Origin of the sequence: Verrucosispora sp. WMMA2121 (assembly GCF_027460185.1) — a bacterium.
GTDB classification, from domain to species: domain Bacteria; phylum Actinomycetota; class Actinomycetes; order Mycobacteriales; family Micromonosporaceae; genus Micromonospora; species Micromonospora palythoicola.
The window spans coordinates 4,055,382-4,076,039 of record NZ_JAPZBH010000006.1 but is presented as its reverse complement, the minus strand read 5'-3'; the positions used below and the strand labels follow the sequence as shown (position 1 = coordinate 4,076,039).

General features: G+C 72.3%; 19 protein-coding genes and 1 pseudogene. 11 read left to right on the top strand and 9 right to left on the bottom strand.

Annotation, left to right across the window (positions count from 1 at the left end; genetic code table 11):
- Nucleotides 1–29: 29 nt before the first annotated feature.
- From O7605_RS27275 to O7605_RS27245, 7 genes are all read left to right on the top strand, one after another.
- The gene (locus O7605_RS27275) at nucleotides 30–2,852 is read left to right on the top strand and encodes a Na+/H+ antiporter subunit A (protein WP_269741821.1); all 2,823 of its coding nucleotides are present in this window, start codon (nucleotides 30–32) and stop codon (nucleotides 2,850–2,852) included.
- A complete protein-coding gene (locus tag O7605_RS27270; RefSeq protein ID WP_164449795.1) occupies nucleotides 2,849–3,319 on the top strand; it encodes a Na(+)/H(+) antiporter subunit C in 471 nt (156 codons plus the stop codon). The genes O7605_RS27275 and O7605_RS27270 overlap by 4 nt, the downstream gene beginning before the upstream one ends.
- Nucleotides 3,316–4,887 (top strand): Na+/H+ antiporter subunit D, encoded by a 1,572-nt coding sequence (locus tag O7605_RS27265; RefSeq protein ID WP_269741820.1) that lies wholly within the window; start codon nucleotides 3,316–3,318, stop codon nucleotides 4,885–4,887. The genes O7605_RS27270 and O7605_RS27265 overlap by 4 nt, the downstream gene beginning before the upstream one ends.
- Nucleotides 4,884–5,492: a Na+/H+ antiporter subunit E gene (locus O7605_RS27260; protein ID WP_269741819.1), complete on the top strand. Its 609-nt coding sequence runs from the start codon at nucleotides 4,884–4,886 to the stop codon at nucleotides 5,490–5,492. The genes O7605_RS27265 and O7605_RS27260 overlap by 4 nt, the downstream gene beginning before the upstream one ends.
- Nucleotides 5,489–5,785 (top strand): monovalent cation/H+ antiporter complex subunit F, encoded by a 297-nt coding sequence (locus O7605_RS27255; protein ID WP_269741818.1) that lies wholly within the window; start codon nucleotides 5,489–5,491, stop codon nucleotides 5,783–5,785. Before O7605_RS27260 ends, O7605_RS27255 begins: the two co-directional genes overlap by 4 nt.
- The gene (gene mnhG, locus O7605_RS27250; protein ID WP_269741817.1) at nucleotides 5,782–6,159 is read left to right on the top strand and encodes a monovalent cation/H(+) antiporter subunit G; all 378 of its coding nucleotides are present in this window, start codon (nucleotides 5,782–5,784) and stop codon (nucleotides 6,157–6,159) included. Before O7605_RS27255 ends, mnhG begins: the two co-directional genes overlap by 4 nt.
- 488 nt (nucleotides 6,160–6,647) lie before the next feature.
- Entirely contained in the window at nucleotides 6,648–7,847 is a 1,200-nt protein-coding gene (locus tag O7605_RS27245; protein WP_269742766.1) for an RtcB family protein, read from the top strand.
- Here the strand turns inward: O7605_RS27245 and O7605_RS27240 are convergent.
- Nucleotides 7,837–8,859 (bottom strand): hypothetical protein, encoded by a 1,023-nt coding sequence (locus tag O7605_RS27240; protein WP_269741816.1) that lies wholly within the window; start codon nucleotides 8,857–8,859, stop codon nucleotides 7,837–7,839. The genes O7605_RS27245 and O7605_RS27240 overlap by 11 nt on opposite strands.
- 183 nt (nucleotides 8,860–9,042) lie before the next feature.
- On the opposite strand from O7605_RS27240, the gene O7605_RS27235 reads away from it, so the two are divergent.
- A complete protein-coding gene (locus O7605_RS27235; RefSeq protein WP_269741815.1) occupies nucleotides 9,043–10,239 on the top strand; it encodes an MFS transporter in 1,197 nt (398 codons plus the stop codon).
- Nucleotides 10,240–10,245: 6 nt separating this feature from the next.
- Here the strand turns inward: O7605_RS27235 and O7605_RS31985 are convergent.
- From O7605_RS31985 to O7605_RS27225, 3 genes and pseudogenes are all read right to left on the bottom strand, one after another.
- Nucleotides 10,246–10,454 (bottom strand): annotated as a pseudogene (locus O7605_RS31985) (esterase family protein); the annotation flags it as partial.
- Between the two features lie 38 nt (nucleotides 10,455–10,492).
- Nucleotides 10,493–11,449: an NAD(P)/FAD-dependent oxidoreductase gene (locus tag O7605_RS27230; protein ID WP_269741814.1), complete on the bottom strand. Its 957-nt coding sequence runs from the start codon at nucleotides 11,447–11,449 to the stop codon at nucleotides 10,493–10,495.
- On the bottom strand, nucleotides 11,446–12,045 hold the full coding sequence (locus tag O7605_RS27225; RefSeq protein ID WP_269741813.1) for a TetR family transcriptional regulator: 600 nt from the start codon (nucleotides 12,043–12,045) through the stop codon (nucleotides 11,446–11,448). Before O7605_RS27225 ends, O7605_RS27230 begins: the two co-directional genes overlap by 4 nt.
- An 80-nt stretch (nucleotides 12,046–12,125) precedes the next feature.
- Between O7605_RS27225 and O7605_RS27220 the strand changes: the two genes are divergently transcribed.
- The gene (locus O7605_RS27220; protein ID WP_269741812.1) at nucleotides 12,126–13,283 is read left to right on the top strand and encodes an FAD-dependent oxidoreductase; all 1,158 of its coding nucleotides are present in this window, start codon (nucleotides 12,126–12,128) and stop codon (nucleotides 13,281–13,283) included.
- Between the two features lie 29 nt (nucleotides 13,284–13,312).
- Here O7605_RS27220 and O7605_RS27215 read toward each other — a convergent pair whose 3' ends face one another.
- The 5 genes from O7605_RS27215 to O7605_RS27195 all read right to left on the bottom strand — a co-directional run bounded on the left by O7605_RS27215 (nucleotide 13,313) and on the right by O7605_RS27195 (nucleotide 18,091).
- A complete protein-coding gene (locus O7605_RS27215) occupies nucleotides 13,313–14,143 on the bottom strand; it encodes an NPP1 family protein (protein ID WP_269741811.1) in 831 nt (276 codons plus the stop codon).
- Nucleotides 14,144–14,342: 199 nt separating this feature from the next.
- A complete protein-coding gene (locus O7605_RS27210) occupies nucleotides 14,343–15,227 on the bottom strand; it encodes a Gmad2 immunoglobulin-like domain-containing protein (RefSeq protein ID WP_269741810.1) in 885 nt (294 codons plus the stop codon).
- Nucleotides 15,224–16,720, bottom strand: coding sequence for a sensor histidine kinase (locus O7605_RS27205; RefSeq protein WP_269741809.1), 1,497 nt, complete (start codon nucleotides 16,718–16,720; stop codon nucleotides 15,224–15,226). Before O7605_RS27205 ends, O7605_RS27210 begins: the two co-directional genes overlap by 4 nt.
- Nucleotides 16,721–16,733: 13 nt before the next feature.
- A complete protein-coding gene (locus tag O7605_RS27200) occupies nucleotides 16,734–17,414 on the bottom strand; it encodes a response regulator transcription factor (RefSeq protein ID WP_269741808.1) in 681 nt (226 codons plus the stop codon).
- Between the two features lie 98 nt (nucleotides 17,415–17,512).
- Nucleotides 17,513–18,091, bottom strand: coding sequence for an AMIN-like domain-containing (lipo)protein (locus O7605_RS27195; protein ID WP_269741807.1), 579 nt, complete (start codon nucleotides 18,089–18,091; stop codon nucleotides 17,513–17,515).
- 142 nt (nucleotides 18,092–18,233) lie between these two features.
- Here O7605_RS27195 and O7605_RS27190 point away from each other — a divergent pair, with 142 nt between their 5' ends.
- Both O7605_RS27190 and O7605_RS27185 read left to right on the top strand, forming a co-directional pair.
- Complete coding sequence (locus O7605_RS27190) at nucleotides 18,234–19,502, top strand: snapalysin family zinc-dependent metalloprotease (RefSeq protein WP_332317154.1); 1,269 nt, start codon at nucleotides 18,234–18,236, stop codon at nucleotides 19,500–19,502.
- A gap of 120 nt (nucleotides 19,503–19,622) precedes the next feature.
- Complete coding sequence (locus O7605_RS27185; RefSeq protein WP_269742765.1) at nucleotides 19,623–20,651, top strand: TRM11 family SAM-dependent methyltransferase; 1,029 nt, start codon at nucleotides 19,623–19,625, stop codon at nucleotides 20,649–20,651.
- Nucleotides 20,652–20,658: the final 7 nt, after the last annotated feature.

Sequence of the window (20,658 nt, the reverse complement as noted above, 5' to 3'; positions counted from 1 at the left end):
CACCGGCTGATGATCTCTGGGGAGGGTGCGTGCTGGCACTGGTGGCGGTCCATGCGCTGACAGCCGTGATCGCTCCCGGTCTGGTGCGACTCTGGGGGCGTAACGCGCTCTATCTGGTGGCGCTGGCACCGGGCGCGACGCTGATCTGGGCGCTCACCCGCGCCACCGGCGTACGCGACGGTGTGCCGGTGGTCGAGACGGTGCCGTGGGTGCCGCGACTCGGGCTGGAACTCGCTCTCCGGATGGGGACGCTGTCCTGGCTGATGGTGGTCCTGGTCGGTGGGGTCGGCGCGCTGGTGCTGGCCTACAGCGCCCGCTACTTCCGCACCGACGCCCCCGGCCTCGGCCGCTTCGCCGCCGTCTTCGTCGCTTTCGCCGGTGCGATGCTCGGCCTGGTGGTCTCCGACGACCTGCTGCTGCTGTACGTGTTCTGGGAACTGACCACCGTCTTCTCCTACCTGCTGATCGGCAGCGACCCGGCGAAGCGGGCCAGCCGGCGGGCCGCCATGCAGGCCCTGCTGGTGACGACGCTGGGCGGCCTGGCCATGCTCGCCGGGTTCGTCATGCTCGGCCGGCACGCCGGCAGTTTCCGCTGGTCCGAGATCGCCGGGAACCTGCCCGGTGGCGGCTACCTGACCGTCGCCGTGGTGCTGATCCTGCTCGGCGCCCTCAGCAAGTCGGCGATCTTCCCGTTCAGTTTCTGGCTGCCGGGTGCGATGGCGGCACCGACGCCGGTCAGCGCCTACCTGCACGCCGCCGCCATGGTGAAGGGCGGCGTGTTCCTGGTCGCCCTGCTGGGGCCGGCGCTCGCCGAGGCCACCCCGTGGCGGCCGGTGCTGCTGACCGCCGGCCTGATCACCATGTTCCTCGGTGGGTGGACGGCGTTGCGGCAGACCGACCTTAAGCTGCTGCTGGCCTACGGCACGGTCAGCCAGCTCGGCCTGCTGATGGTGATCCTCGGCGCCGGCACCCGCGACACCGCCCTGGCCGGTGCGGCGATGGTGCTCGCCCACGCGCTGTTCAAGGCCACCCTCTTCCTCACCGTCGGGATCATCGACCACGCCGCCGGCACCCGGGACCTGCGCGAACTCAGCGGGTTGGGGCGACGGGCGCCGGCGCTCGCCGTGGTCGCCGGACTCGCGGCGGCCTCGATGGCCGGCCTGCCGCCGATGGCCGGCTTCGTCGCGAAGGAAGCCGCCGTCGAGGCGCTGCTGCACGGCGGTGGGCCCGAGCTGGTGGTGCTGGCCGGTGTGGTCCTCGGCTCCGCGCTGACCGTCGCGTACACGCTGCGGTTCCTCTGGGGAGCCTTCGCCGGCAAGCCGGGCGTCCCGCCCGCCGAGGTGACGGCCGTGTCCTGGCCCTTCCTCGCCCCGGCGGCGGCGCTGGCCGTCGCCGGTGTCGCGGCCGGACTGCTCGCCCCGGCGGTGGACCGGCTGCTCGCCCCGTACGCAGACCGGTTTCCCGGCGCCGAGTCGGGCTACCACCTGGCGCTCTGGCACGGGCTGACCCCGGCGCTGGGGCTGTCGGTGCTGGCGGTGGCCGGCGGTGCCGCGCTGTTCCACCTGCTGCGCCGGGAACGGGTGCGGGCCACGCTGCGGCTGCCCTTCGACAGCGCGACCGGCTACACGCGGGTCGTCGGTGCCGTCGACCGGCTGGCGGTGGAGCTGACCGGTGCCACCCAACGTGGCTCGTTGCCGTTCTACCTCGGCGTCATCCTGGTGGTGCTGGTGCTGCTGCCCGGTGGGGCGCTGCTGATCGGGGCACCCTGGCCGCAGCGGTTCCACGTCTGGGACAGCCCCCTGCAGGGGGTCGCCGCCGCCGTGGTGATCGTGTCGGCGGTGCTGGCGGCCCGGGCCCTGCGCCGACTCACCGCGATGATTCTGGTCGGCGTCGCCGGCTACGGCACCGCGCTGCTGTTCATCCTGCACGGCGCACCCGACCTGGCGCTCACCCAGTTCCTGGTGGAGACCGTCACCATCGTCATGTTCGTGCTGGTGCTGCGCCGCCTGCCGGTGACGTTCTCGGAGCGGCCGATCCGGTCCAGCCGGCGTGGTCGCGTCGCGATCGGGATCGCGGTGGGCGCGGTCACCGCCGGCATGGCGTACGTCGCCACGGGCTCCCGTCAGGCCGTCCCGATCTCCGTCGGATTCCCCGACGAGGCGGTGTCGTACGGCGGCGGCAAGAACATCGTGAACGTTGCCCTGGTCGACATCCGAGCCTGGGACACGATGGGTGAGATCGCCGTGCTGGTGGTGGCCGCCACCGGCGTGGCCAGCCTGATCTTCCGGCGTTCGGGTGACCTGCACCGGCGCGCCGAGATTCCCGGTGGCGGCCGGGCCGGGTCGACCTGGCCGCGTTGGCTGACCACCGGTGCCACCACCCGCGCCCAGTCGGTGGTCCTCCAGGTGGTGACCCGACTGCTGTTCCACGCCATCGTGCTCTTCTCCATCTACCTGCTGTTCAGCGGCCACAACGCCCCGGGTGGCGGCTTCGCCGCCGGCCTGGTGGCCGGTCTCGCGCTGGCCGTTCGTTACCTGGCCGGCGGGCGTACCGAACTCAACGGCGCGGCACCTGTCGACGCCGGTGTGGTGCTCGGCGCCGGGCTGTTCGTCGCCGTCGGCACCGGGGTGGGCGCGATGCTGCTCGGCGGCGAGTTCCTGCAGAGCGCGGTCCTCGACTTCCACCTGCCGGTGCTGGGGCACGTCCACTTCGTCACGTCGGTCTTCTTCGACGTCGGTGTCTACCTGATCGTCGTCGGTCTGGTGCTGGACATCCTGCGCAGTCTCGGCGCGGAGATGGACCGGCAGAGTGAGACCGAGGATGCCGAGATCCGGGAAAGGGAGCTGGTGTGACCCCCAACCTCACCTACGTGATCGTGGTCGGCGTGCTGGTCGCCGCCGGGGTGACACTGCTGCTGGAACGCAGCCTCACCCGGGTGCTGATGGGGGTCATCCTGCTCGGCAACGGCGTCAACCTGCTGCTGCTGACCGGCGGGCGGGCCGGTGGCGCGCCGATCGTCGGCACCACCGAGCCGGAGCAGATGAGCGATCCGCTGCCCCAGGCGATGATCCTCACCGCCATCGTCATCACCCTCGGCATGACCGCGTTCCTGCTCGCGCTGGCCTACCGCAGCTGGCATCTCAACGGGCACGACGAGGTGCAGGACGACGTCGAGGACCGTCGGATCATGGATCTCGCGATCCGCGACGAGGGTCCGGGCACCGCCGACACCGAGGGCGGCACCGACGACGGCGACGGCGAGCCGACCGGCGATCCCCGGCCGGTCGCCAACGTGGTGGAGGCGGGTCGGGCCGGATGACGTACCTCGTTCCGCTGCCGGTGGTGATGCCGCTGCTCGGCGCGGCACTGACGCTGCTGCTGCTCGGTCGGCCGCAGGCCCAGCGCTGGGTCAGCCTCACCGTGCTCACCGCCACCGTGGCGGTGTCCGCCACGCTGCTGGTGCAGTCCAGCCTGCACGGCCCGCTGGTGGTGGAGGTCGGCGGCTGGGTCGCCCCGTTGGGCATCGTGCTGGTCGCCGACCAGTTGGCCGCACTGATGCTCGTGGTCTCGGCGACGGTGACGCTCTGCGTGCTGGTGTACTCGATCGGGCAGGGTATGGCCGACGGCCACGAGGAGACGCCCCTGTCGGTCTACCACCCGACCTACCTGGTGCTGACCGCCGGTGTCTGCAACGCGTTCCTCTCCGGTGACCTGTTCAACCTCTACGTCGGTTTCGAGATCCTGCTGGTCGCCAGCTACGTCCTGCTGACCCTGGGCAGTACGGAGAACCGGATCCGCGCCGGCACCACCTACGTGGTGGTGAGCCTGCTCTCCTCGGTGATCTTCCTGATCGCGATCGGTCTGGTCTACGCCGCGACCGGCACGCTCAACCTCGCGCAACTCGTCGACCGGCTGGACACCCTGCCGGACGACCTGCGCCTGGTGTTGCAGGGCATGCTGCTGTTGGCCTTCGGGATCAAGGCGGCGGTCTTCCCGTTGTCCGCCTGGCTGCCGGACAGCTACCCGACGGCACCGGCCCCGGTCACCGCGGTCTTCGCCGGTCTGCTCACCAAGGTCGGTGTGTACGCGATCATCCGCACCGAGACGTTGCTGTTCCCCGGCGGACGCACGGCCACGCTGCTGCTGGTGACGGCGGTGCTGACCATGGTGGTCGGGATCCTCGGCGCGGTGGCGCAGTCGGACATCAAACGGTTGCTGTCGTTCACGCTGATCAGCCACATCGGCTACATGCTCTTCGGGGTGGGCCTCACCTCGTCGCTCGGTCTGTCCGCGGCGATCTTCTACGTGGTGCACCACATCACCATCCAGACCACCCTCTTCCTCGCCGCCGGTCTGGTCGAGCGCCGGGGCGGCAGCACCGCCCTGGATCGACTCGGCGGCCTGGCCCGGCTGTCTCCGCTGCTCGCCGTGTTGTTCTTCGTGCCCGCGCTGAACCTCGCCGGCATACCGCCGTTCTCCGGGTTCCTCGGCAAGCTCGGCCTGATCCAGGCGGGTGTCGACGACGGTGGTGCGCTGGCCTGGATCCTGGTGGCCGGCGGCCTGGTCACCAGCCTGCTCACTCTCTACGCCATCGCCCGCGTGTGGAATCTGGCCTTCTGGCGGACGCCGCACGCGGACATGCCGGCCGACGACGACGCCGCGGAGGCGGCCCGTACCGAGGGCGCGATGGAGCCCGACCGGAGCGGTGGGCGGTCGGGAGCGGTGCTGCCCGGCCTGATGATCGCGCCGACGCTCGCGCTGGTGGTGCTCGGGCTGGCGTTGACCGTGGTCGCCGGTCCGTTGTTCGACCTCAGCACCGACGCCGCCGACGACCTGTTGCGGCGGACCCCCTACGTCGACGCCGTCTTCCCGGGAGGTGCGCCGTGAGGTCCGATCCGTCGACGGAGTCGACCGACCCGGCACGTCCGCCGCTGAGCCGCACGGCCCGGCGACGCAACCAGGTCGTCGCGGTGACCGCCTTGGTCGCCGTGTGGGTGCTGCTCTGGGGCACCCTGTCCTGGGCCAACATCATCGGTGGCCTGGTGGTGGCCGCCGTCCTGCTGGCCGTCTTCCCGCTGCCGCCGGTGACCTTCGCCGGCCGCCTCCGTCCGCTGCCGCTGCTCCGCTTCTGGCTGCATTTCCTGCGCGACCTCGTGGTGGCCTCCGCGCAGGTCGCCTGGCTGGCCGTGCGGGTCGGCCACACCCCACGGAGCGCGATCATCGCGGCGCGGCTGCGGGTCAACACCGACCTCAACCTCACGCTCACCGCCGAGGCGTTGTCGCTGCTGCCGGGCAGCCTGATCCTGGAGGCCGACCGGCGAACCGGCACGCTCTACATCCACGTGCTGGGCGTGACCAGCCGGGACGAGGTCGAACGGTTCCGCCGCGGCGTGCTGGAACTGGAGGCCCGCATCATCGAGGCGATCGGCTCACCCGAGGAGTTGCGTCGCGTCCGGGAGACCCCGGCCGACCGGGAAGGGGTACCCGCATGAGCGCGGTCGCCGTGATCGTCACCGTGCTGCTCGCCGCGGCCGGCGGGCTCACCCTCACCAGGGTCATCCGTGGGCCGTCGATCCTCGACCGGGCCGTGGCCACCGACGTGCTGCTGGCCGTGATCGTCGCGGCGATCGCCACGGAGGCGGCCTACAGCCGGGACGCCACCGCGCTGCCGGTGCTCGTCGTCCTCGCCGTGCTCGGCTTCGTCGGCTCGGTGAGCGTCGCCCGGTTCGCCGCCCGACGCGACGACACGTCCACCTCGGGTCCGTCGGACGGGAGCCGCGAATGAGCCTGGACGTGGCGTTCGACGTCGCGGCCTCGATCTGTCTGATCGCCGGGGCGCTGCTCAGCCTGGCCGCTGGGATCGCGTTGGTGCGCTTTCCCGACCTGCTCACCCGGATGCACGCCGCGGCCAAACCACAGGTGCTCGGGCTGCTGCTGGTGCTGGTCGGCTGCGCGTTGCGGCTGCGCACCGGGGTGGACATCACCACGCTGGTGCTGGTCGGTGCCTTCTCCCTCGCCACGGCCCCGGTCGCGGCACACATGGTCGGTCGGGCCGCGTACCCGCACGAGGACATCCGCACCGACCTGCTGGTCACCGACGAACTCGCCGCCCACCTGGACCGTGTCGCCGAGGAGCGGGAGCACTCGGCACCGGCCTGACCAGTCCTTTGACGGCCGGCAGGCCTCGCCCTGCGCACGACTGCGCCAGCCGGGACGGCGTCGCCGGCCAATATCCATTGCGGGCGCGGCGAATCCTCCCTAGCCTTTCCGGCATCAGGTCGATCACGACGGGAGCCGGAAGGAGTATGCCGTGCGAGAACTGAACCGCAGCCAGGTCGGTCGTTGTTCGTGGTGCCCCGCCGTCGCGCTCGCCGGCAGATCCGCCCTCCTGACGACCAGCAGGTAGTCCCGGCGCTCGGCACGTCGCCGCAGGGCAGACCCTGACCGGCACGGATTCGCCGACGATTCCGCGACCGCCCAACCGATCCGGGGCTGCCCCGGCATCTCTCACACCAACCCGCCACGCGCGCCCCGCGCGGCCGTGGATCATGCAGTTGTGGTCAGGCCAAACAAGGACAAAAGCTGCATTCGACCGACCGCAGGTGCATGATCGGCGGGCTTCGCCGCAGAACCAGGAGAACATCACCATGGGTTTCAGCCTGCTCGCGGGAACGCGGGCGCCGGTGCGGGTGTGGACCGACCCGTACGCCATCGAGCCGCAGGCCGCGCGGCAGCTGCGCAACATCGGCGCGCTGCCGTGGGTGCACGGCGTCGCGGTCATGCCCGACGTGCACTTCGGTAAGGGCGCCACGGTCGGCTCGGTCATCGCGATGCGGCAGGCGGTCTCACCGGCGGCCGTCGGAGTCGACATCGGCTGCGGCATGTCGGCGGTGCGTACCTCGCTGACCGCCGCCGACCTGCCCGACGACCTCGCCGGGCTGCGCCGGGCCGTCGAGGACGCCATTCCGGTCGGCTTCGCCCAGCGCGACGAGCCGGTGGACCCGCGCCGGGTACGGGGGCTGGAACAGCGCGGCTGGGACGACTTCTGGCGGCGCTTCACCGACCTCGACCGGCGGGTGGCGCAGCTGGAGACGCGGGCGAAGCGGCAGCTGGGCACCCTCGGTGGTGGCAACCACTTCATCGAGGTCTGCCTGGAACAGGGTGGCGCCGACGCCGGCCGGGTCTGGCTGATGCTGCACTCCGGATCCCGCAACATCGGTAAGGAACTGGCCGAGCGGCACATCGCGGTGGCCCGCCGGCTGCCCCACAACGCCGACCTGCCCGACCGGGACCTGGCGGTGTTCCTCGCCGGCACCCCCGAGATGGACGCCTACCGCCGGGACCTGTGGTGGGCGCAGGAGTACGCGCGGCGCAACCGCGCCGTCATGCTCGCCGTCCTGATGAACCTGATCCGGGACCGGTTCCCGCAGGTCAGTTACGACGAACCGATCAGCTGCCACCACAACTACGTGGCGGAGGAGACCTACGAGGGGGTGGACGTGTTGGTGACGCGCAAGGGTGCCATCCGGGCCGGTCTCGGTGACCTGGGCATCATCCCCGGTTCGATGGGCACCGGCTCGTACATCGTCCGTGGTTCGGGCAACGACTGGAGCTACCGCTCGGCCTCGCACGGGGCGGGCCGGCGGATGTCCCGGGCCCAGGCCAAGCGGACGTACAGCACCGCGGACCTGGCGACGCAGACGTCGGGTGTGGAGTGCCGCAAGGACGCCGGGGTGGTCGACGAGATCCCCGGCGCGTACAAGGACATCAACGAGGTGATGGCACAGCAGGAGGACCTGGTCGAGGTGGTCGCCCAGCTCAAGCAGGTGATCTGCGTCAAGGGCTGAGGTGCGGTCGGCGCCCGTCGGGGGGCGGGCGCCGGCCGCACCCGTCGTCCGCCGTGGTGATCTCCGCGGGCCAGTCCGGGGCGTGCGCCTCGGCGAGCCGGTGCCACGTGGCCGGGCCGCCCCGCAGGGGCCAGGCGCGGCTGGTGCCGTAACCGGTGCCGACGCCGCCCAGCTCGCGGGCGAAACGGCGGTGCGTGGCGGCGAGGGCCTCCGCCGCGCCGGGCGTGCCGGCGGCCACCTGGTGTCGGACGGCCTCGGTGGTCGTCGCGTAGCGGCGCACGGCGGTGTCCGTGTCGGCGTCGACCTGGCGCTGGCTCACCGAGGAGAGTCTGAGCAGTGGCGGCGGTCCGTCCTCAGCGAGCGCGGCGGCCAGCCGATCGTGACCGTCCAGCACGACGTGGCAGTCGAGGCCGCTGATCCACCAGAGCAGCACCGGCGGCAGGACGCCCTCCCGGAACTGCTTCCGATACGCCTTGACCCGTCCGTCGTCGGGGTTCGCCAGCGGGCGCAGCGGCAGGACCTGCCGGTGCCGATCCCCGCTGAACCAGTCGATCCAGCCCCGGTCGTGCCGCAGCGGCACCGGCGCCGGTGGCCGTGTCACGCCGACGTTCAGGTACTCGACGTCGCCGCCGATCACCCAGCGGCCGGCATGCAGCGGGCCTGCGTCGGTCCCGGTCAGCGCGGTAGCGAAGTGATGGGCCCACCGCGCGTGCCAGGCACCGCCCGTGTCGGCGGTGCCGAAGGCCGCCGCCCGAGCCGCGCGGATCGGTGGCACCGGCGGGCGGTGGTGGCCCGTCGAGGCGTACGCGACGCCGAAGTGGTCGTCAGCCACCCGTGCCAGCAGCAGAACCGCGTCGTCACGCCGCAGCACGAGCAGGCCGCGCCCGGCCGCCTCCATTCGCAGGGCGGGACGCGTCGGTTCGCCGACGTCGAGAACCAGCGCCGCCCACGCCCCCTGCGCGCTCGACGCGGGGAGGTTCGTCCGGCGCACTGCGGACTTGGTCTCGGCCACGGACCCATCATCGATCACCACGACCGCCGGCCGCCCCACGGTTACACCCGAGGACGTCCCCGCGTGGAACACCCGAGACGAACGCCGAAAACGGTTTGACGGCGCACATATTCTGATCCTCCGTGCCTTCGGCAGACCGTGAGTCGCGAGGGGGCCCTGCCCTCTCGACACTCAGGAGCCGCAATGCGCCGGGCACCCACCGTCACCGTTCTCCTCGGCACCGTCGTACTGGACATGCTCGGGCTCGGCCTGATCGTGCCGATCGTGCCGGCCCTGATGACGTCAGTCACCGAGGACGTCGCCGCCGCTGTCTTCTGGTCCGGCCTGCTCGGTTCGGTCTACGGGCTGCTCCAGTTCGTGGTCGCGCCGCTGCTCGGGAGGCTGTCCGACCGCTACGGCCGCCGTCCGGTCCTGCTCGTGTCGCTCACCTGCCTCGGCGTCGACTGGTTGGCCCACGCGGCGTCGCCCAGCCCGTGGACGCTGCTGGCGTTCCATGCCGTCGCTGGTGCCTGCGCGGGCACGTACACAGTGGTCAACGCCTACCTCGCCGACGTCACGGAACCCGGGGCGCGGGCGCACGCGTACGGGCTGATCGGTGCCGCTTTCGGGCTCGGCTTCGTCGCCGGTCCGCTCCTCGGTGGCCTGCTCGGCGCGGTCGACGTACGCCTGCCGTTCCTGGTCGCCGCCGCGCTCTGCTTCGCCAACGCCGCCTACGGCTGGTTCGTCCTGCCGGAGTCGCGTCCCGGTGACCCGAGCACCCCGTTGACCCTGCGGCTGGCGAACCCGGTCGGTGCCATCGCCGCCGTCCTGCGCCGACCGGTGCTCGGCCGCCTCGCCCGCGCCCGATTCTGCGCCGACATCGCCCGGATGACCCACCAGTCGACCTGGACGTTCTTCCTCACCCACCAGTTCACCTTCGACACCGCCCAGATCGGGGTCGTGCTGGCCGTCTGCGCGCTAGCCGGCGCGCTCTACCAGGCCCGGGCCGTGGGACCGCTGGTGCGGCGTCTCGGCGAGAAGCGCGCCGCAGTGCTCGGCAGCCTCCTCGGTCTCGCCTCGCTCTGCGGTACGGCGTTCGTGTCGGTGCCGTGGCTGCTGTACTTCCTGTGCGGGGTCGGGGTGCTCGGCTCGCTCGCCGGCGTCGCCGCGCAGGCCTGGATCGCCCGCACCGCACGCGCCGACGAGCAGGGCACCGTGCAGGGCGCGCTGACCGGCATCGGCGCCGTCGCGGAAACCGTCGTGCCGATCACGGCCGGGGTGGCGTTCGGCTGGTCGCTGACGTACGCGTCACCGGGCTCGGTCTATCTCGGCGCGGCCGTCTTCGCGGCCGGGGCGGCGCTGCTGCTGGCCGCGACGCCCGACGTCCCGAAAGGACAATGACGTAGGTCAGGTGTCGGTCGACCGCCACAGCCACCGCAGCGCATCGGGCAGCAGGACGCCACCGTGGTTGGGTTGTGGCCACCGTCGCCGAGCACGAGCCGGAAGTCGTAGCCAGCCTCGGCCAGGGCGGCCGCGACCCGCAGGTTGTGGGAGAGCCAGTTGTGGCGCGGCTCGTTCCAGTGCAGATCCCGATGACCGGCCTGCATGAGCCGTCGTCGGACCGGACAACGACAATTCCGCGTCGGGCGGCGCCTCAGGCCGGTGGTGTGCTCTGGCCGAGCGCCAGTGCCGCCGCGTCGCGTGCGCAGCCCCAGGACAGCATCACTCCGCTCCCGGCGTGGCCGTAGTTGTGCACGACGAGGATGGAGCCGCGCTGTTCGGCCTCGACCCGGGGCACCGGGCGGCCCGGACGGAGTCCGACCGTGTGCTCGATCACCTCGGCGTCGGTGAGTGCGGGTTCGATCGCGGCGCACCGTGCGACGATGTCGGCTGCCTCCGCCGGGTCGGGCGTGGTGTCGTCGCTACGCCGCTGCGCACCGCCGAGGACCACGTGGTCGTCGTGCGGGAAGATCGACGCCCAGGTCGGTGTGATCGGTGCTTCGAGGAAGAACCGTTCGATACCGGGGTTGCGCAGCACGATCCTGGGACCGCGTAGCGGATACAGATCGGCATCGCCGGTGAGGGCCCGCGCGCCAAGCCCGGTGCAGTTGACCACGATCGGCGCCACGGTTGCCGCCTCGTCGAGGGTGGCCACCGCCTGCTCGCGCAACTCGCCGCTCGCGTCGCGGAAACGCGCGAGCAGATAGGCCAGGTAAACGGGCATGTCAACCAACGGCAGGCGGACGTCGAACGCGGTGCCGAACCCGGCGGGCAGCTCGTCGTCGCCGAGCGGCCGGAAGCCGGGTGTGCGCTCCGCGAAGGGCGGCGTGGCTCCGGCGGGGCGGGCGGCGAGGGTGCCCTCGCGCAGGGTCACACCCGGCATGGCCTCGCCGTGCAGGACCCGCAGGGTTTCGTCGGTCCACCCGCGTTGTGGGTCACCCGGCGGCGAGAGGTTCGGGCCGACCAGCGCGGACGCCAACGCCGATGTCGTCCGCGTGGGCGGTGCCGCGGTACGGATGAGGACCCGCGCACCAGCCTCGGCCAGCCGGACGCCGGTGCTGAGGCCGGCAACTCCGGCGCCGAGGACGACCACGTCAGGACGTACGGTCATGAAGACTCCCTCACCAGCGCGGTGGCCGTCAGGGCGGTGACGGCGCGGCGGACGCGGCTGGCCGCCGCCGGGTCCGCACCGTCGGTGAGGGCGACGTGGTGCAGCGCCCCGACCACCGCCACCGCCAGCGCCTCGGTGTCGGCGGCCGCGGGTAGCCGTCCGATGCGCCGCTCGGCGGTCAGGTAGCCGGCGACGGTGCGTTCGAGCGCCGGCAGCGCGGCGCTTCCGCTGCCCAGTACCGCTTCGACGGCTTGCGTCAGGGTCGGCCGGTACGCGAACAGCCGGGTGACGGCGAGCAGCGTGATCATCGGGGTGGCGAGCAGCGCCTCGCCGAGGTTCGCGTCGACGGTGCCGGTGCCGGCGCGTTCGCCGAGCCCGGCCGTGGTGGTGGCGATCTGGAAGCTGCGGTCGACCGCGTAGCCGGTCAGGAACTCGTCGAAGCTGGCGAAGTGGGCGAACAGCAGCCCGGTGGCGACGCCACCCTCCCGGGTCACGGCTCGGCTGGTGAGCTGGCTGGGCCCCACTGCCGCGATCACGCGTTCCGCGGCGGCGAAGAGGTGCTGCCGAGGCTCGGTGATGGCGACTCCGCGGGGCATACCGGCAGTCTACGCACCCTTGCGTCTAAATGAGCATGCGCTCATCATGGTTGAGCAAACGCTCATACCTGGGGGTCCGAATGAAGCGAACGGTGATCGTCGGTGCCGGCATAGCCGGTCTCGCCACCGCCCTGCGACTGGCGAACGACGGTTGGCGGCCGATCGTCGTGGAACGTGCCCCAGCCCGGCGCAGTGGCGGCTACCTGGTGAACCTGCTCGGCGCGGGATATGCCGCCGCCGAGCGGCTCGGTCTGGTTCCAGCCCTCACCGAGCGCGCGCTGGGCCTGTTCACCACCGTGCTGGTCCGAGCGGACGGTAGGCCGAAGCTCACGGTGCCTTCAGTCGTCGCCGAGGCTGCACTGGGCCCCCGCACCATGACGGTGTTCCGGGGCGACCTGGAGGACGTGCTGTACGAGGCGGTCCGCGACCGGGTCGAGATCCGCTTCGGCACCACCGTCGATTGCGTCGCCCAGGACGCCGAGCGGGTGGTGGTCACCCTCAGCGACGGCACCACCGAGAAGGCCGACCTGCTCGTCGGCGCCGACGGCGTGCACTCCACGACTCGGACGACACTGTTCGGTGCCGGTCATCGGGTCGACCTGCCGTACGTGGTGGCGGCCTTTCCGCTCGCCCACCCACCCGAGGCCGTGCCCGCCTCGTCCGCCGCCACGTTCATCGGTCCGGGACGTACGGCGGCGCTGGTCAACCTGGGTCCGGGGCGCTCCTCGGCCTTTGTCACCTACCGTTGCGCGACCCCGGACCGGGAACTGGCGCGCGGGCCGGTGCCCGCGTTACGTGTCGCCTTCGGCGACCTGGCCGGCGGCGTACCCGAGGCGCTGCGTGACCTGGAGGCGGATCCGGCCGTCGCCTACTTCGACCGGGTCAGCCAGGTCAAGGTGCCGCAGTGGAGCGTCGGTCGGACGGTTCTGCTCGGTGACGCTGCCTGGTGCGTCAGCCTCTTCGCCGGGCATGGTGCTGCCCTGGCGCTCGCCGGTGCCGACCGGCTCGGCGCCGCCCTGACGCGGCACGGTGACGACGTCCGGTCGGCGTTGACGTGGTGGGAGGCGGGCCTGCGCGCCGAGGTCGCCAAGCGGCAGGCGCTGGCCCGCCGGGGCATGTACCAGTACGCGCCGCCCAGTGGCCTGCACGTCTGGCTGAACGAGGTCGCGATCCGGGCGGTCACCCTGCCCGGCATCCGAGGCCTCGTCCGTCGCGGCATCGAACGGCAGAACCGGTGACCGCGTGGTCGATCTCGGCGCGCGGTCGGTCAGCCGTACGGGTCGAAGGGGATTCCGGCGGGCTTGGCGGCATTGAGCAGGTACTCGAACGAGCCATCTTTGATCTTGATGGTGGCGGCCCCGAAGTCGGCGTCCATCAGTCGGGTGCGCAGCTGCGTGCTGGGCCATCCGTTCCAGTCGACCACCGGCGGGTAGTGCCAGACGTGGTAGTGGTTCTCCGGCGGCTCGTCGTTGTTGTTGGCGAGCCGGAAGAAGTGCGTCGACGCGCCGTCCTTGTGGTAGACGACCTTCGGATGGGTGCCGTCGAACCGCACCTGTGAGCGCGGGTAGGTGCGCCGGCTGCTGTGTTGGGTGGTACTCACGTACTCGACCCGGTTGGCTGCCTGGTCGACCCAGGAGATGACGTGCTCCCAGTCGTGCCGATGGCCGCCGAGGCCGCTGCCGTGCACGGCCTGGTCCTTCTCGAAGTAGCTGGCGTAGACGATCGCGCACCAGCCGTTGTTGCACTTGGCGCGCGCGTACGTCTGCGACATGTCCAGATCGGAGCGGTCCCGGCAGCTGCCGTTGATCGCCCCGGTGGTCTTCAGTCCGCCGTTGATCGTGCCGTCCGGGCTGATCGCCGACACGGCGTAGCAGCCGTCGGTGTCGTAGTCGTAGGCGGGCGAGAACGACGACTCGTAACCACCGGCGTTGTGCGGCAGGTTGGGCAAGGAGTTCGCGTGTGCCGGTGCCGCCGGGACCAGGATGCCGAGTGCGGCCAGCCCGGCGCCGAGCCGGGCCAGCCAGCGCCGGTCGGATCTCGGTGGCCGGCCGGTGGTCAGTGTCGGTGGGGGAGATGACGGCGATGACACGGGATCCATTCGTCGCCTTCCTGGGCCGGAGCGCCTGGTGGGCACCGATACGTGAGCATCTATATCTCACGCCGACGGGAGGCCGGTCAACGCAGAACACGAGGCAGACTCGTTAACGGTTGGTGGGGGGCCGGTCGCGCCGGCGTCACCGAGCCGGTGAACTACGGCGTCGCACAGCGGTCGAGCAGCGTCGGCACCCCGTCGCCGGTCAGCTCCGCGCAGCGGCGGCCAGGGTCACCGGCACCGCGACCACCTTCGTGCGGGAACCGTCGACCGCCGACACCTCGTACACCTCGATCGTGCCGGCCTGCTCCGTCGGCAGCCGGTATCGCACGGCGACCCGGTAGGTGCCCCGGCAGCCGGTGCCGCAGGTGGCGGTGGTGAAGGCGGTGGCGACTTGGCGGCCGGCGGCGTCGAGCACCCGGACGGTGACGGTCGCCTCGAACACGTCGGCGCTGCCGGTCACGGTGACCGGGCTGGTCACCCGGTCGCCGATGGCCGGTCCGGTGACCACGATCGGTGGCAGCAGGTCGACGTGATCGGCACGGCCGGTCGGTGCGGCGGTGCCGAAGTCGACCTGTCGCACGGTGGGGAACTGGGTGAGGGTGTAGACCACCTGCGCCTCGCGTAGTCGGGCGGTGACCGGGTCGGCCACGGCGGCCAGCCGGACGCTGGCGACGCCGTCGGCGATCCGGCTCACCTCGGCGCCGTCGGGTAGCAGGGTGACCAGACCGGCGTCGGCCTCCGGGCGGGTCGGCCCGGCGGCCAACTCGGCCAGGGCCAGCCGGGAGGTGGCCACCGTGGCGGGTCGGGTCCGCCGGGTCGGCACGAGCCGCCCGTCCCGGACGTACCACAGCTCCAGGGTGAGGGTCGCCGGCCGGGCGACGCCGGTGGTGCCGGTGCGCGGCGTGGTTGGTGCGGGGGTGACTGTGGGCGGCGACGCGACGGTGGCGGACGGGCCGACGCTGGTGGGGGCTGGCACGGCCGGCGCGGCGGCGGTCGGCGCCGGGCCGAGCGAGCCGGACCGGGCCGGCGCGCACGCGGCGACCAGCAGCACCAGGGCGAGCAGCGTCGCGAGTCGGCGGCGGCTCATCCGGTGCCGCCGGTCGGCTCGGCCCCGCGCTCCCCGGACAGCTCGGCGCAGGCCCGGGCGGACCCGGCGTCCTCCGCCCGGGTACGCGCCGACGGGGCGGCGTCGGGCAGGTCGAGGCGGAAGCGGGTGCCGACGCCGGGGGTGCTGTGCACGGTCAACCGGCCGCCGAGCAGCCGGGCGTTCTCCAGGGCGATGGCCAGACCGAGCCCGCTGCCTCCGCCGGCGCGCGCCGGGTCGACCTTGTGGAACCGGTCGAACAGGCGGGGCAGGTGCTCGGCGGGGATGCCCGGCCCCTGGTCGTCGACGTCGAGGTGCACCCGGTCACCAGCCCGGGCCGCCCGTACCCGGACCGCACCGGCGCCGTGCTGCACCGCGTTGGCGATCAGGTTGCCCAGCACCCGCTCCAGTCGGCGCGGGTCGGTACGAAGCCGCAGTGGGCCGCCGTCGACTGTCACCCGATCAGACCAGCCGCGCGCGGCCACGACTGCGCGCACCAGGGCCGGCGCGTCGACGTCGGTCACGCTCAGCGCCTCCCGGCCGGCGTCCAGCCGGGAGATCTCCATCAGGTCCTCCACCAACCGGCGCAGCCGGACCACGTCGGTGACCAGCAGCTCACCGGCGCGCCGGGCGTCGCCGGGCAGCTGGTCGAGGTGGTCGCGCAGCAGCGAGGCCGCCCCCACCAGCGCGGTCACCGGGGTACGCAGCTCGTGCGCCACGTCGGCGGTGAACCGCCGCTCCCGTTCCTGCGCGCGGTGCAGCGCGGCGATCTTCGCCTCCAGCGCCTCGGCCATCTCGTTGAACGACGCGGCCCACCCGCTGAACTCGTCCCGCCCGGCCACCGGCAGTCGGGTGGCGAGCAGACCCTCGGTGATGGCTCGCGCGGCCCGGCTGGCCCGCCCCACCGGTTCCAGGGTGCGTCGGGCGAGGGTGTGCCCGACCGTGGCGGCCAGCAGCACCACCAGCACCCAGCCGGCGCCGAGCGCGTTGCGTAGCTGCTCCAGTCCGGCGGCGAGGTCCCGCTCGTCGGTGATGACGTACAACTCGGCGGTCGAGCCGGGAATCCGTCCACCCACCACGAGCAGCCGGGTCGGTCCGAGGCTGCGCTGGTAGCCGAGTTGACCGGCCGCGACGGTGTTGCGCAGCCGCTCGGTCAGCGGCGGCGCGTACGCCGGGTCCGAGGGCCAGCTGTCCTCGGCGATCAGCACCACGTGCCGGCCGCTGCCCTCGAAGCTGGTCAACAGTTCGGTGCGGCGCTGCTCGGTCAGCGGCAGGAACTGCCCGGCGAGCACCAGCCGGTATCGGGCGTCGGCCGCCGCGGCGTGCAGCGACGCGTCGTAGCGGGCCTGCCGCAGCAGCAGGTACGACCCACCGGCGAGCACCCCGGCGGAGATCCCGGCGACCAGCACGAACGCGATGGTCAGCCGGCGGCGCAGCCGGGCGGGGCGGACCGTCTGCCGGTCCGCTGTCGTCGCCGGTGGCGGCTCGTTGCCCATCGCCGTCGCCCGCTCACCCGGCGACGAGCTTGTATCCGGCGCCGCGTACCGTGCGGATCAGCCGAGGGTTGCCCGGGTCGGCCTCGACCTTGGCGCGCAGCCGCTGCACCGCCACGTCGACGAGCCGGCTGTCGCCGAGGTAGCTGTGGTTCCACACGCGGTCCAGCAGCAGCTCCCGGGTGAACACCTGGCCGGGTCGGCGGGCCAGCTCCAGCAGGAGCCGGAACTCGGTCGTGGTCAGCGGCAGCTCGGTACCGTCCCGGCGGGCCACGAACGCGCCGGGGTCGATCTCGAGGTCGCCGACCCGCAGCGGCCCGGGCTCGGGCGGCACCACCGCCCGGCGTAGCACCGAACGGACCCGGGCCACCAGCTCGGGCAGGTCGAAGGGCTTGCGCAGGTAGTCGTCGGCGCCGCATTCGAGGCCGACCACCACGTCGATGGTGTCGGTGCGGGCAGTGAGCATGAGGATCGGCACCGCACTGCTGCGTCGGATCTCCCGACAGACCTCGAGGCCGTCGACGCCGGGCAGCATGACGTCCAGCACGATCAGGTCGACGGTCCCGGCCCGCCAGGTGGCCAGGGCCTGTCGGCCGTCGGCGGCGGTCGCCACCCGGAAACCGGCGCGGCGCAGCCCGAGGGCGATGACCTCCCGGATGGAGGCGTCGTCCTCGACCACCAGCACGCGGCCGTCCATGACGCACCCAGGGTAGTCCCGGGCGGTCGGCAGGTCGCTCGGCGTGACGGGCGGCGACGGGGGGCCGGTCGGCGCCGGACCCCCGCCGCAGCGGTCGGTCATTCCTGCCACTGGTGCGCCACGTCGAGCACGATCCGGCTGTGGCTGCCCGGCCCGGCCAGCACGAACACCCGGAACGGCAGCCGGGCGCGGACGCCGACGGCGAAGGTGCTGTAGCCCTCGAAACTGCCGCCGAAGACCACGTCGCGCAGGGTCTGGTAGCGCAGCACGTTCGCCACGTGCTCGCCGGTCCGGTACGGCACCGTCGCGAGGTGCTCGTCGTCGTACGCGGGGGCGCGCAGCGAGACCCGCAGCAGCGCGTCACCGGCGGTGTACGGCGACAGCGCCAACCCTTCGCCCTCGGTGTACGTCTCGCCGTAGCCGACCGAGTAGCCGGTGACCGGGCCGTCGAACTCGAACACCACCCGGTCGTGACAGTCGTGCCGACCGGTTCGTACGTCGACGAGCGGCGCGGAGCTGAGCGCCCCGGCGGTCTTGTCGCCGCTGCCCCAGGTGATCCCGCAGTACGGTGAGCCGGTCGCCGCCTGCCTGGCGGCGGTGGGTGTGGCTGTGGCGGTCGCGGCGATCAGCGTGGCGAGCGCCACGACCAGCGTGGTGACGGTCCTTCTGATCCTCATCTTCTGCTCCCTTCCGGCCCGCCGATTCCTGGGACGTGCGGGCTCGACCTGGTGAAGTCCCACCGTCGCGCCGCTTCGCCACGGCAGTTTCGCCGTGGCGTAACGCGCGGGTAACAGCGGTGGGCGGTATGACGCTTTCGCGATGACAACCAGCGAAGGGCGCCCATTAATATTCACGCACATCGATTGCGGCGTGTCGGCGCGCCGCTCAGTCCGCAGGGAGTGCGTGATGATCCGACGACAACTGCTGCGCGCGGCCACCGCCGCGCTGGCGGCGGTGCTGGCGGCGACGGGGCTTCAGGTGGCCACCGCCGCCGGCGCCTCGGCGGCCCGGACCGTCTACTACGACGCCAGCCGGGCCGGCGAGTTCCGGACCAACTTCGACCAGGCCGCGCAGATCTGGAACAGCCGGGTCAGCAACGTGCGGCTGGTGCCCGGCACGCCCGCGAGCGTCACCATCTACGTCGACAGCGGCTGGCCCCGGGCACAGGTCACCGGGCTCGGCTCCGGACGCATCTGGATGGGCTGGCAGGCGGTCGACCAGGGCTACCACCGCACCCGGATCGCCACCCACGAGTTCGGTCACATCCTCGGTCTGCCCGACCGGCGCACCGGGCTCTGCTCCGACCTCATGTCCGGCAGCAGCGCGCCCGTCTCCTGCACCAACGCCTACCCCAGCGCCGCCGAGGCGAGCCGGGTCAACCAGCTCTTCGCCGGCAGCAGGAGCGCGTCGGCCGCCGGCAGCTACACCTGGACCGAGGACACCGGTGTCGGGATCCTCGTGGTCAACGGTCGCCCGGCCACCGAGAACTACCCGTGGTTGGTCTACACCTCCGGCTGCACCGGCACCCTGATCAAGGCCAACTGGGTGGTCACCGCGCGGCACTGCCCGACCCCGTCGTCGGTGCGGGTGGGCAGCATCAACCGCACCAGCGGCGGCACTGTCGTCCGGGTCAGCCGGGCGGTCAACCACCCGAGCATCGACGTCAAGCTGTTCCAACTCGCCAGCTCGGTCAGCTACGCGCCCGCGCCCATCCCGACCACCTCCGGCGCCGTCGGCACGGCCACCCGGATCATCGGCTGGGGCCAGACCTGCGCACCCCGGGGCTGCGGCTCCGCGCCGACCGTGGCGCACGAGCTGGACACCTCGATCGTGGCCGACAGCCGGTGCAGCGGCATCAACGGCCCGTACGAGATCTGCACCAACAACACCAACGGCAACGCCGGCGCCTGCTACGGCGATTCCGGCGGCCCGCAGGTGCGCCGGATCAACGGCGTGTGGAACGTGATCGGCGCGACCAGCCGCGCGGGCAACAACAGCTCCACCTGCGCCACCGCCCCGTCCATCTACGGTGACCTGCCCTCGATCCGCTCCTGGATCAACTCCCAGGTCGGCGGCCTGCCCTCCTGACCCGCACCGTCGCGATCAGCAGTTGTGGTGCCCCACGGGTGCCACAACTGCCTGATCGGCAGGGGAGTGCGGGGGCCGGGCGGCGGGGTGGGATAGTGGGCGGTCGTGGCGAGGTATGGGGTGTTGAGTCTGCCGTCGAGTAACCGGGTGTACTCGGGGGCGGCGGTGGAGCTGACCCGGGCGGAGCTGGAGATCTTCGGCGAGGCGGTGCTCGGCGGGCGCGTCGGTGACGTGTCCACCGCGACCATCGGCGGAGCGCGCTACGTCACGTTCGAGGCCGTCGGTGGCCTCAGCGAGCGGGACGCCGCGCTGCTGGGCAACCTCTCCAGCGCGTACGCGATCTTCGAGTTCGTCGGCGACCTGCTGCGCCCGGTGCCGTTGACCCGGCTGGACCGCTTCGACGACGACCTGCTCACCATCCAGAAGTACCCGGGCAAGACCAACGAGCAGTTCACCAAGCTGCTGCTCAACGTCACGCTGCTCGCCTCGGACGGGGCCGGGGAGCTGCTGACCCGACGGTTCCGGGTACTCGATCCGCTGTGCGGCCGGGGCACCACGCTCAACCAGGCGATGATGTACGGCTTCGACGCCGCCGGCGTGGACCGCGACAGCAAGGACTTCGAGGCGTACCAGACGTTCCTGAGCACCTGGCTCAAGCGCAAGCGGATCAAGCACCGGGTGCTGGAGTCCGGGCCGATCCGCCGGGAGCGCAAGGTGGTCGGCCGTCGGCTACGGGTGGAAGTGGCCGCCTCGAAGGAGGCCCACAAGGCCGGTGACGTGCAGTGCGTGGACGTGGTCAACGCCGACACCACCCGGGTCGGTGAGTTCTTCCGCCCGGAGACGATCGACGTGGTGGTGGCCGACGCGCCGTACGGTGTGCAGCACGGCAGCCGTACCGCCGAAACCGGACTGACCCGCGACCCGCTCGCCCTGCTCACCGCCGCCGCGCCGGGCTGGGCCCGGGTGCTACGCCCCGGCGGCGCGCTGGGCATCTCGTGGAACACCAACGTCGCGCGGCGGGAGGCCGCCGCCGAACGCCTCACCGCCGCCGGCCTCACCGTCCTCGACACCGGCCCCTGGCGCACCCTGACCCACCGCGTCGACCAGGCCATAGTCCGCGACGTCCTGGTAGCCCAAAAACCCACCTGACCCCGTC

Bases quoted from the DNA above. Each gene is read 5' to 3' on its own strand.
- O7605_RS27265 (WP_269741820.1), top strand. From the start codon at position 3,316: ATGACGTACCTCGTTCCGCTGCCGGTGGTGATGCCGCTGCTCGGCGCG.
- O7605_RS27255 (WP_269741818.1), top strand. From the start codon at position 5,489: ATGAGCGCGGTCGCCGTGATCGTCACCGTGCTGCTCGCCGCGGCCGGC.
- mnhG (WP_269741817.1), top strand. From the start codon at position 5,782: ATGAGCCTGGACGTGGCGTTCGACGTCGCGGCCTCGATCTGTCTGATC.
- O7605_RS27245 (WP_269742766.1), top strand. From the start codon at position 6,648: ATGGGTTTCAGCCTGCTCGCGGGAACGCGGGCGCCGGTGCGGGTGTGG.
- O7605_RS27235 (WP_269741815.1), top strand. From the start codon at position 9,043: ATGCGCCGGGCACCCACCGTCACCGTTCTCCTCGGCACCGTCGTACTG.
- O7605_RS27230 (WP_269741814.1), bottom strand. From the start codon at position 11,449: ATGACCGTACGTCCTGACGTGGTCGTCCTCGGCGCCGGAGTTGCCGGC.
- O7605_RS27225 (WP_269741813.1), bottom strand. From the start codon at position 12,045: ATGCCCCGCGGAGTCGCCATCACCGAGCCTCGGCAGCACCTCTTCGCC.
- O7605_RS27220 (WP_269741812.1), top strand. From the start codon at position 12,126: ATGAAGCGAACGGTGATCGTCGGTGCCGGCATAGCCGGTCTCGCCACC.
- O7605_RS27215 (WP_269741811.1), bottom strand. From the start codon at position 14,143: ATGGATCCCGTGTCATCGCCGTCATCTCCCCCACCGACACTGACCACC.
- O7605_RS27210 (WP_269741810.1), bottom strand. From the start codon at position 15,227: ATGAGCCGCCGCCGACTCGCGACGCTGCTCGCCCTGGTGCTGCTGGTC.
- O7605_RS27205 (WP_269741809.1), bottom strand. From the start codon at position 16,720: ATGGGCAACGAGCCGCCACCGGCGACGACAGCGGACCGGCAGACGGTC.
- O7605_RS27200 (WP_269741808.1), bottom strand. From the start codon at position 17,414: ATGGACGGCCGCGTGCTGGTGGTCGAGGACGACGCCTCCATCCGGGAG.
- O7605_RS27195 (WP_269741807.1), bottom strand. From the start codon at position 18,091: ATGAGGATCAGAAGGACCGTCACCACGCTGGTCGTGGCGCTCGCCACG.
- O7605_RS27190 (WP_332317154.1), top strand. From the start codon at position 18,234: ATGACAACCAGCGAAGGGCGCCCATTAATATTCACGCACATCGATTGC.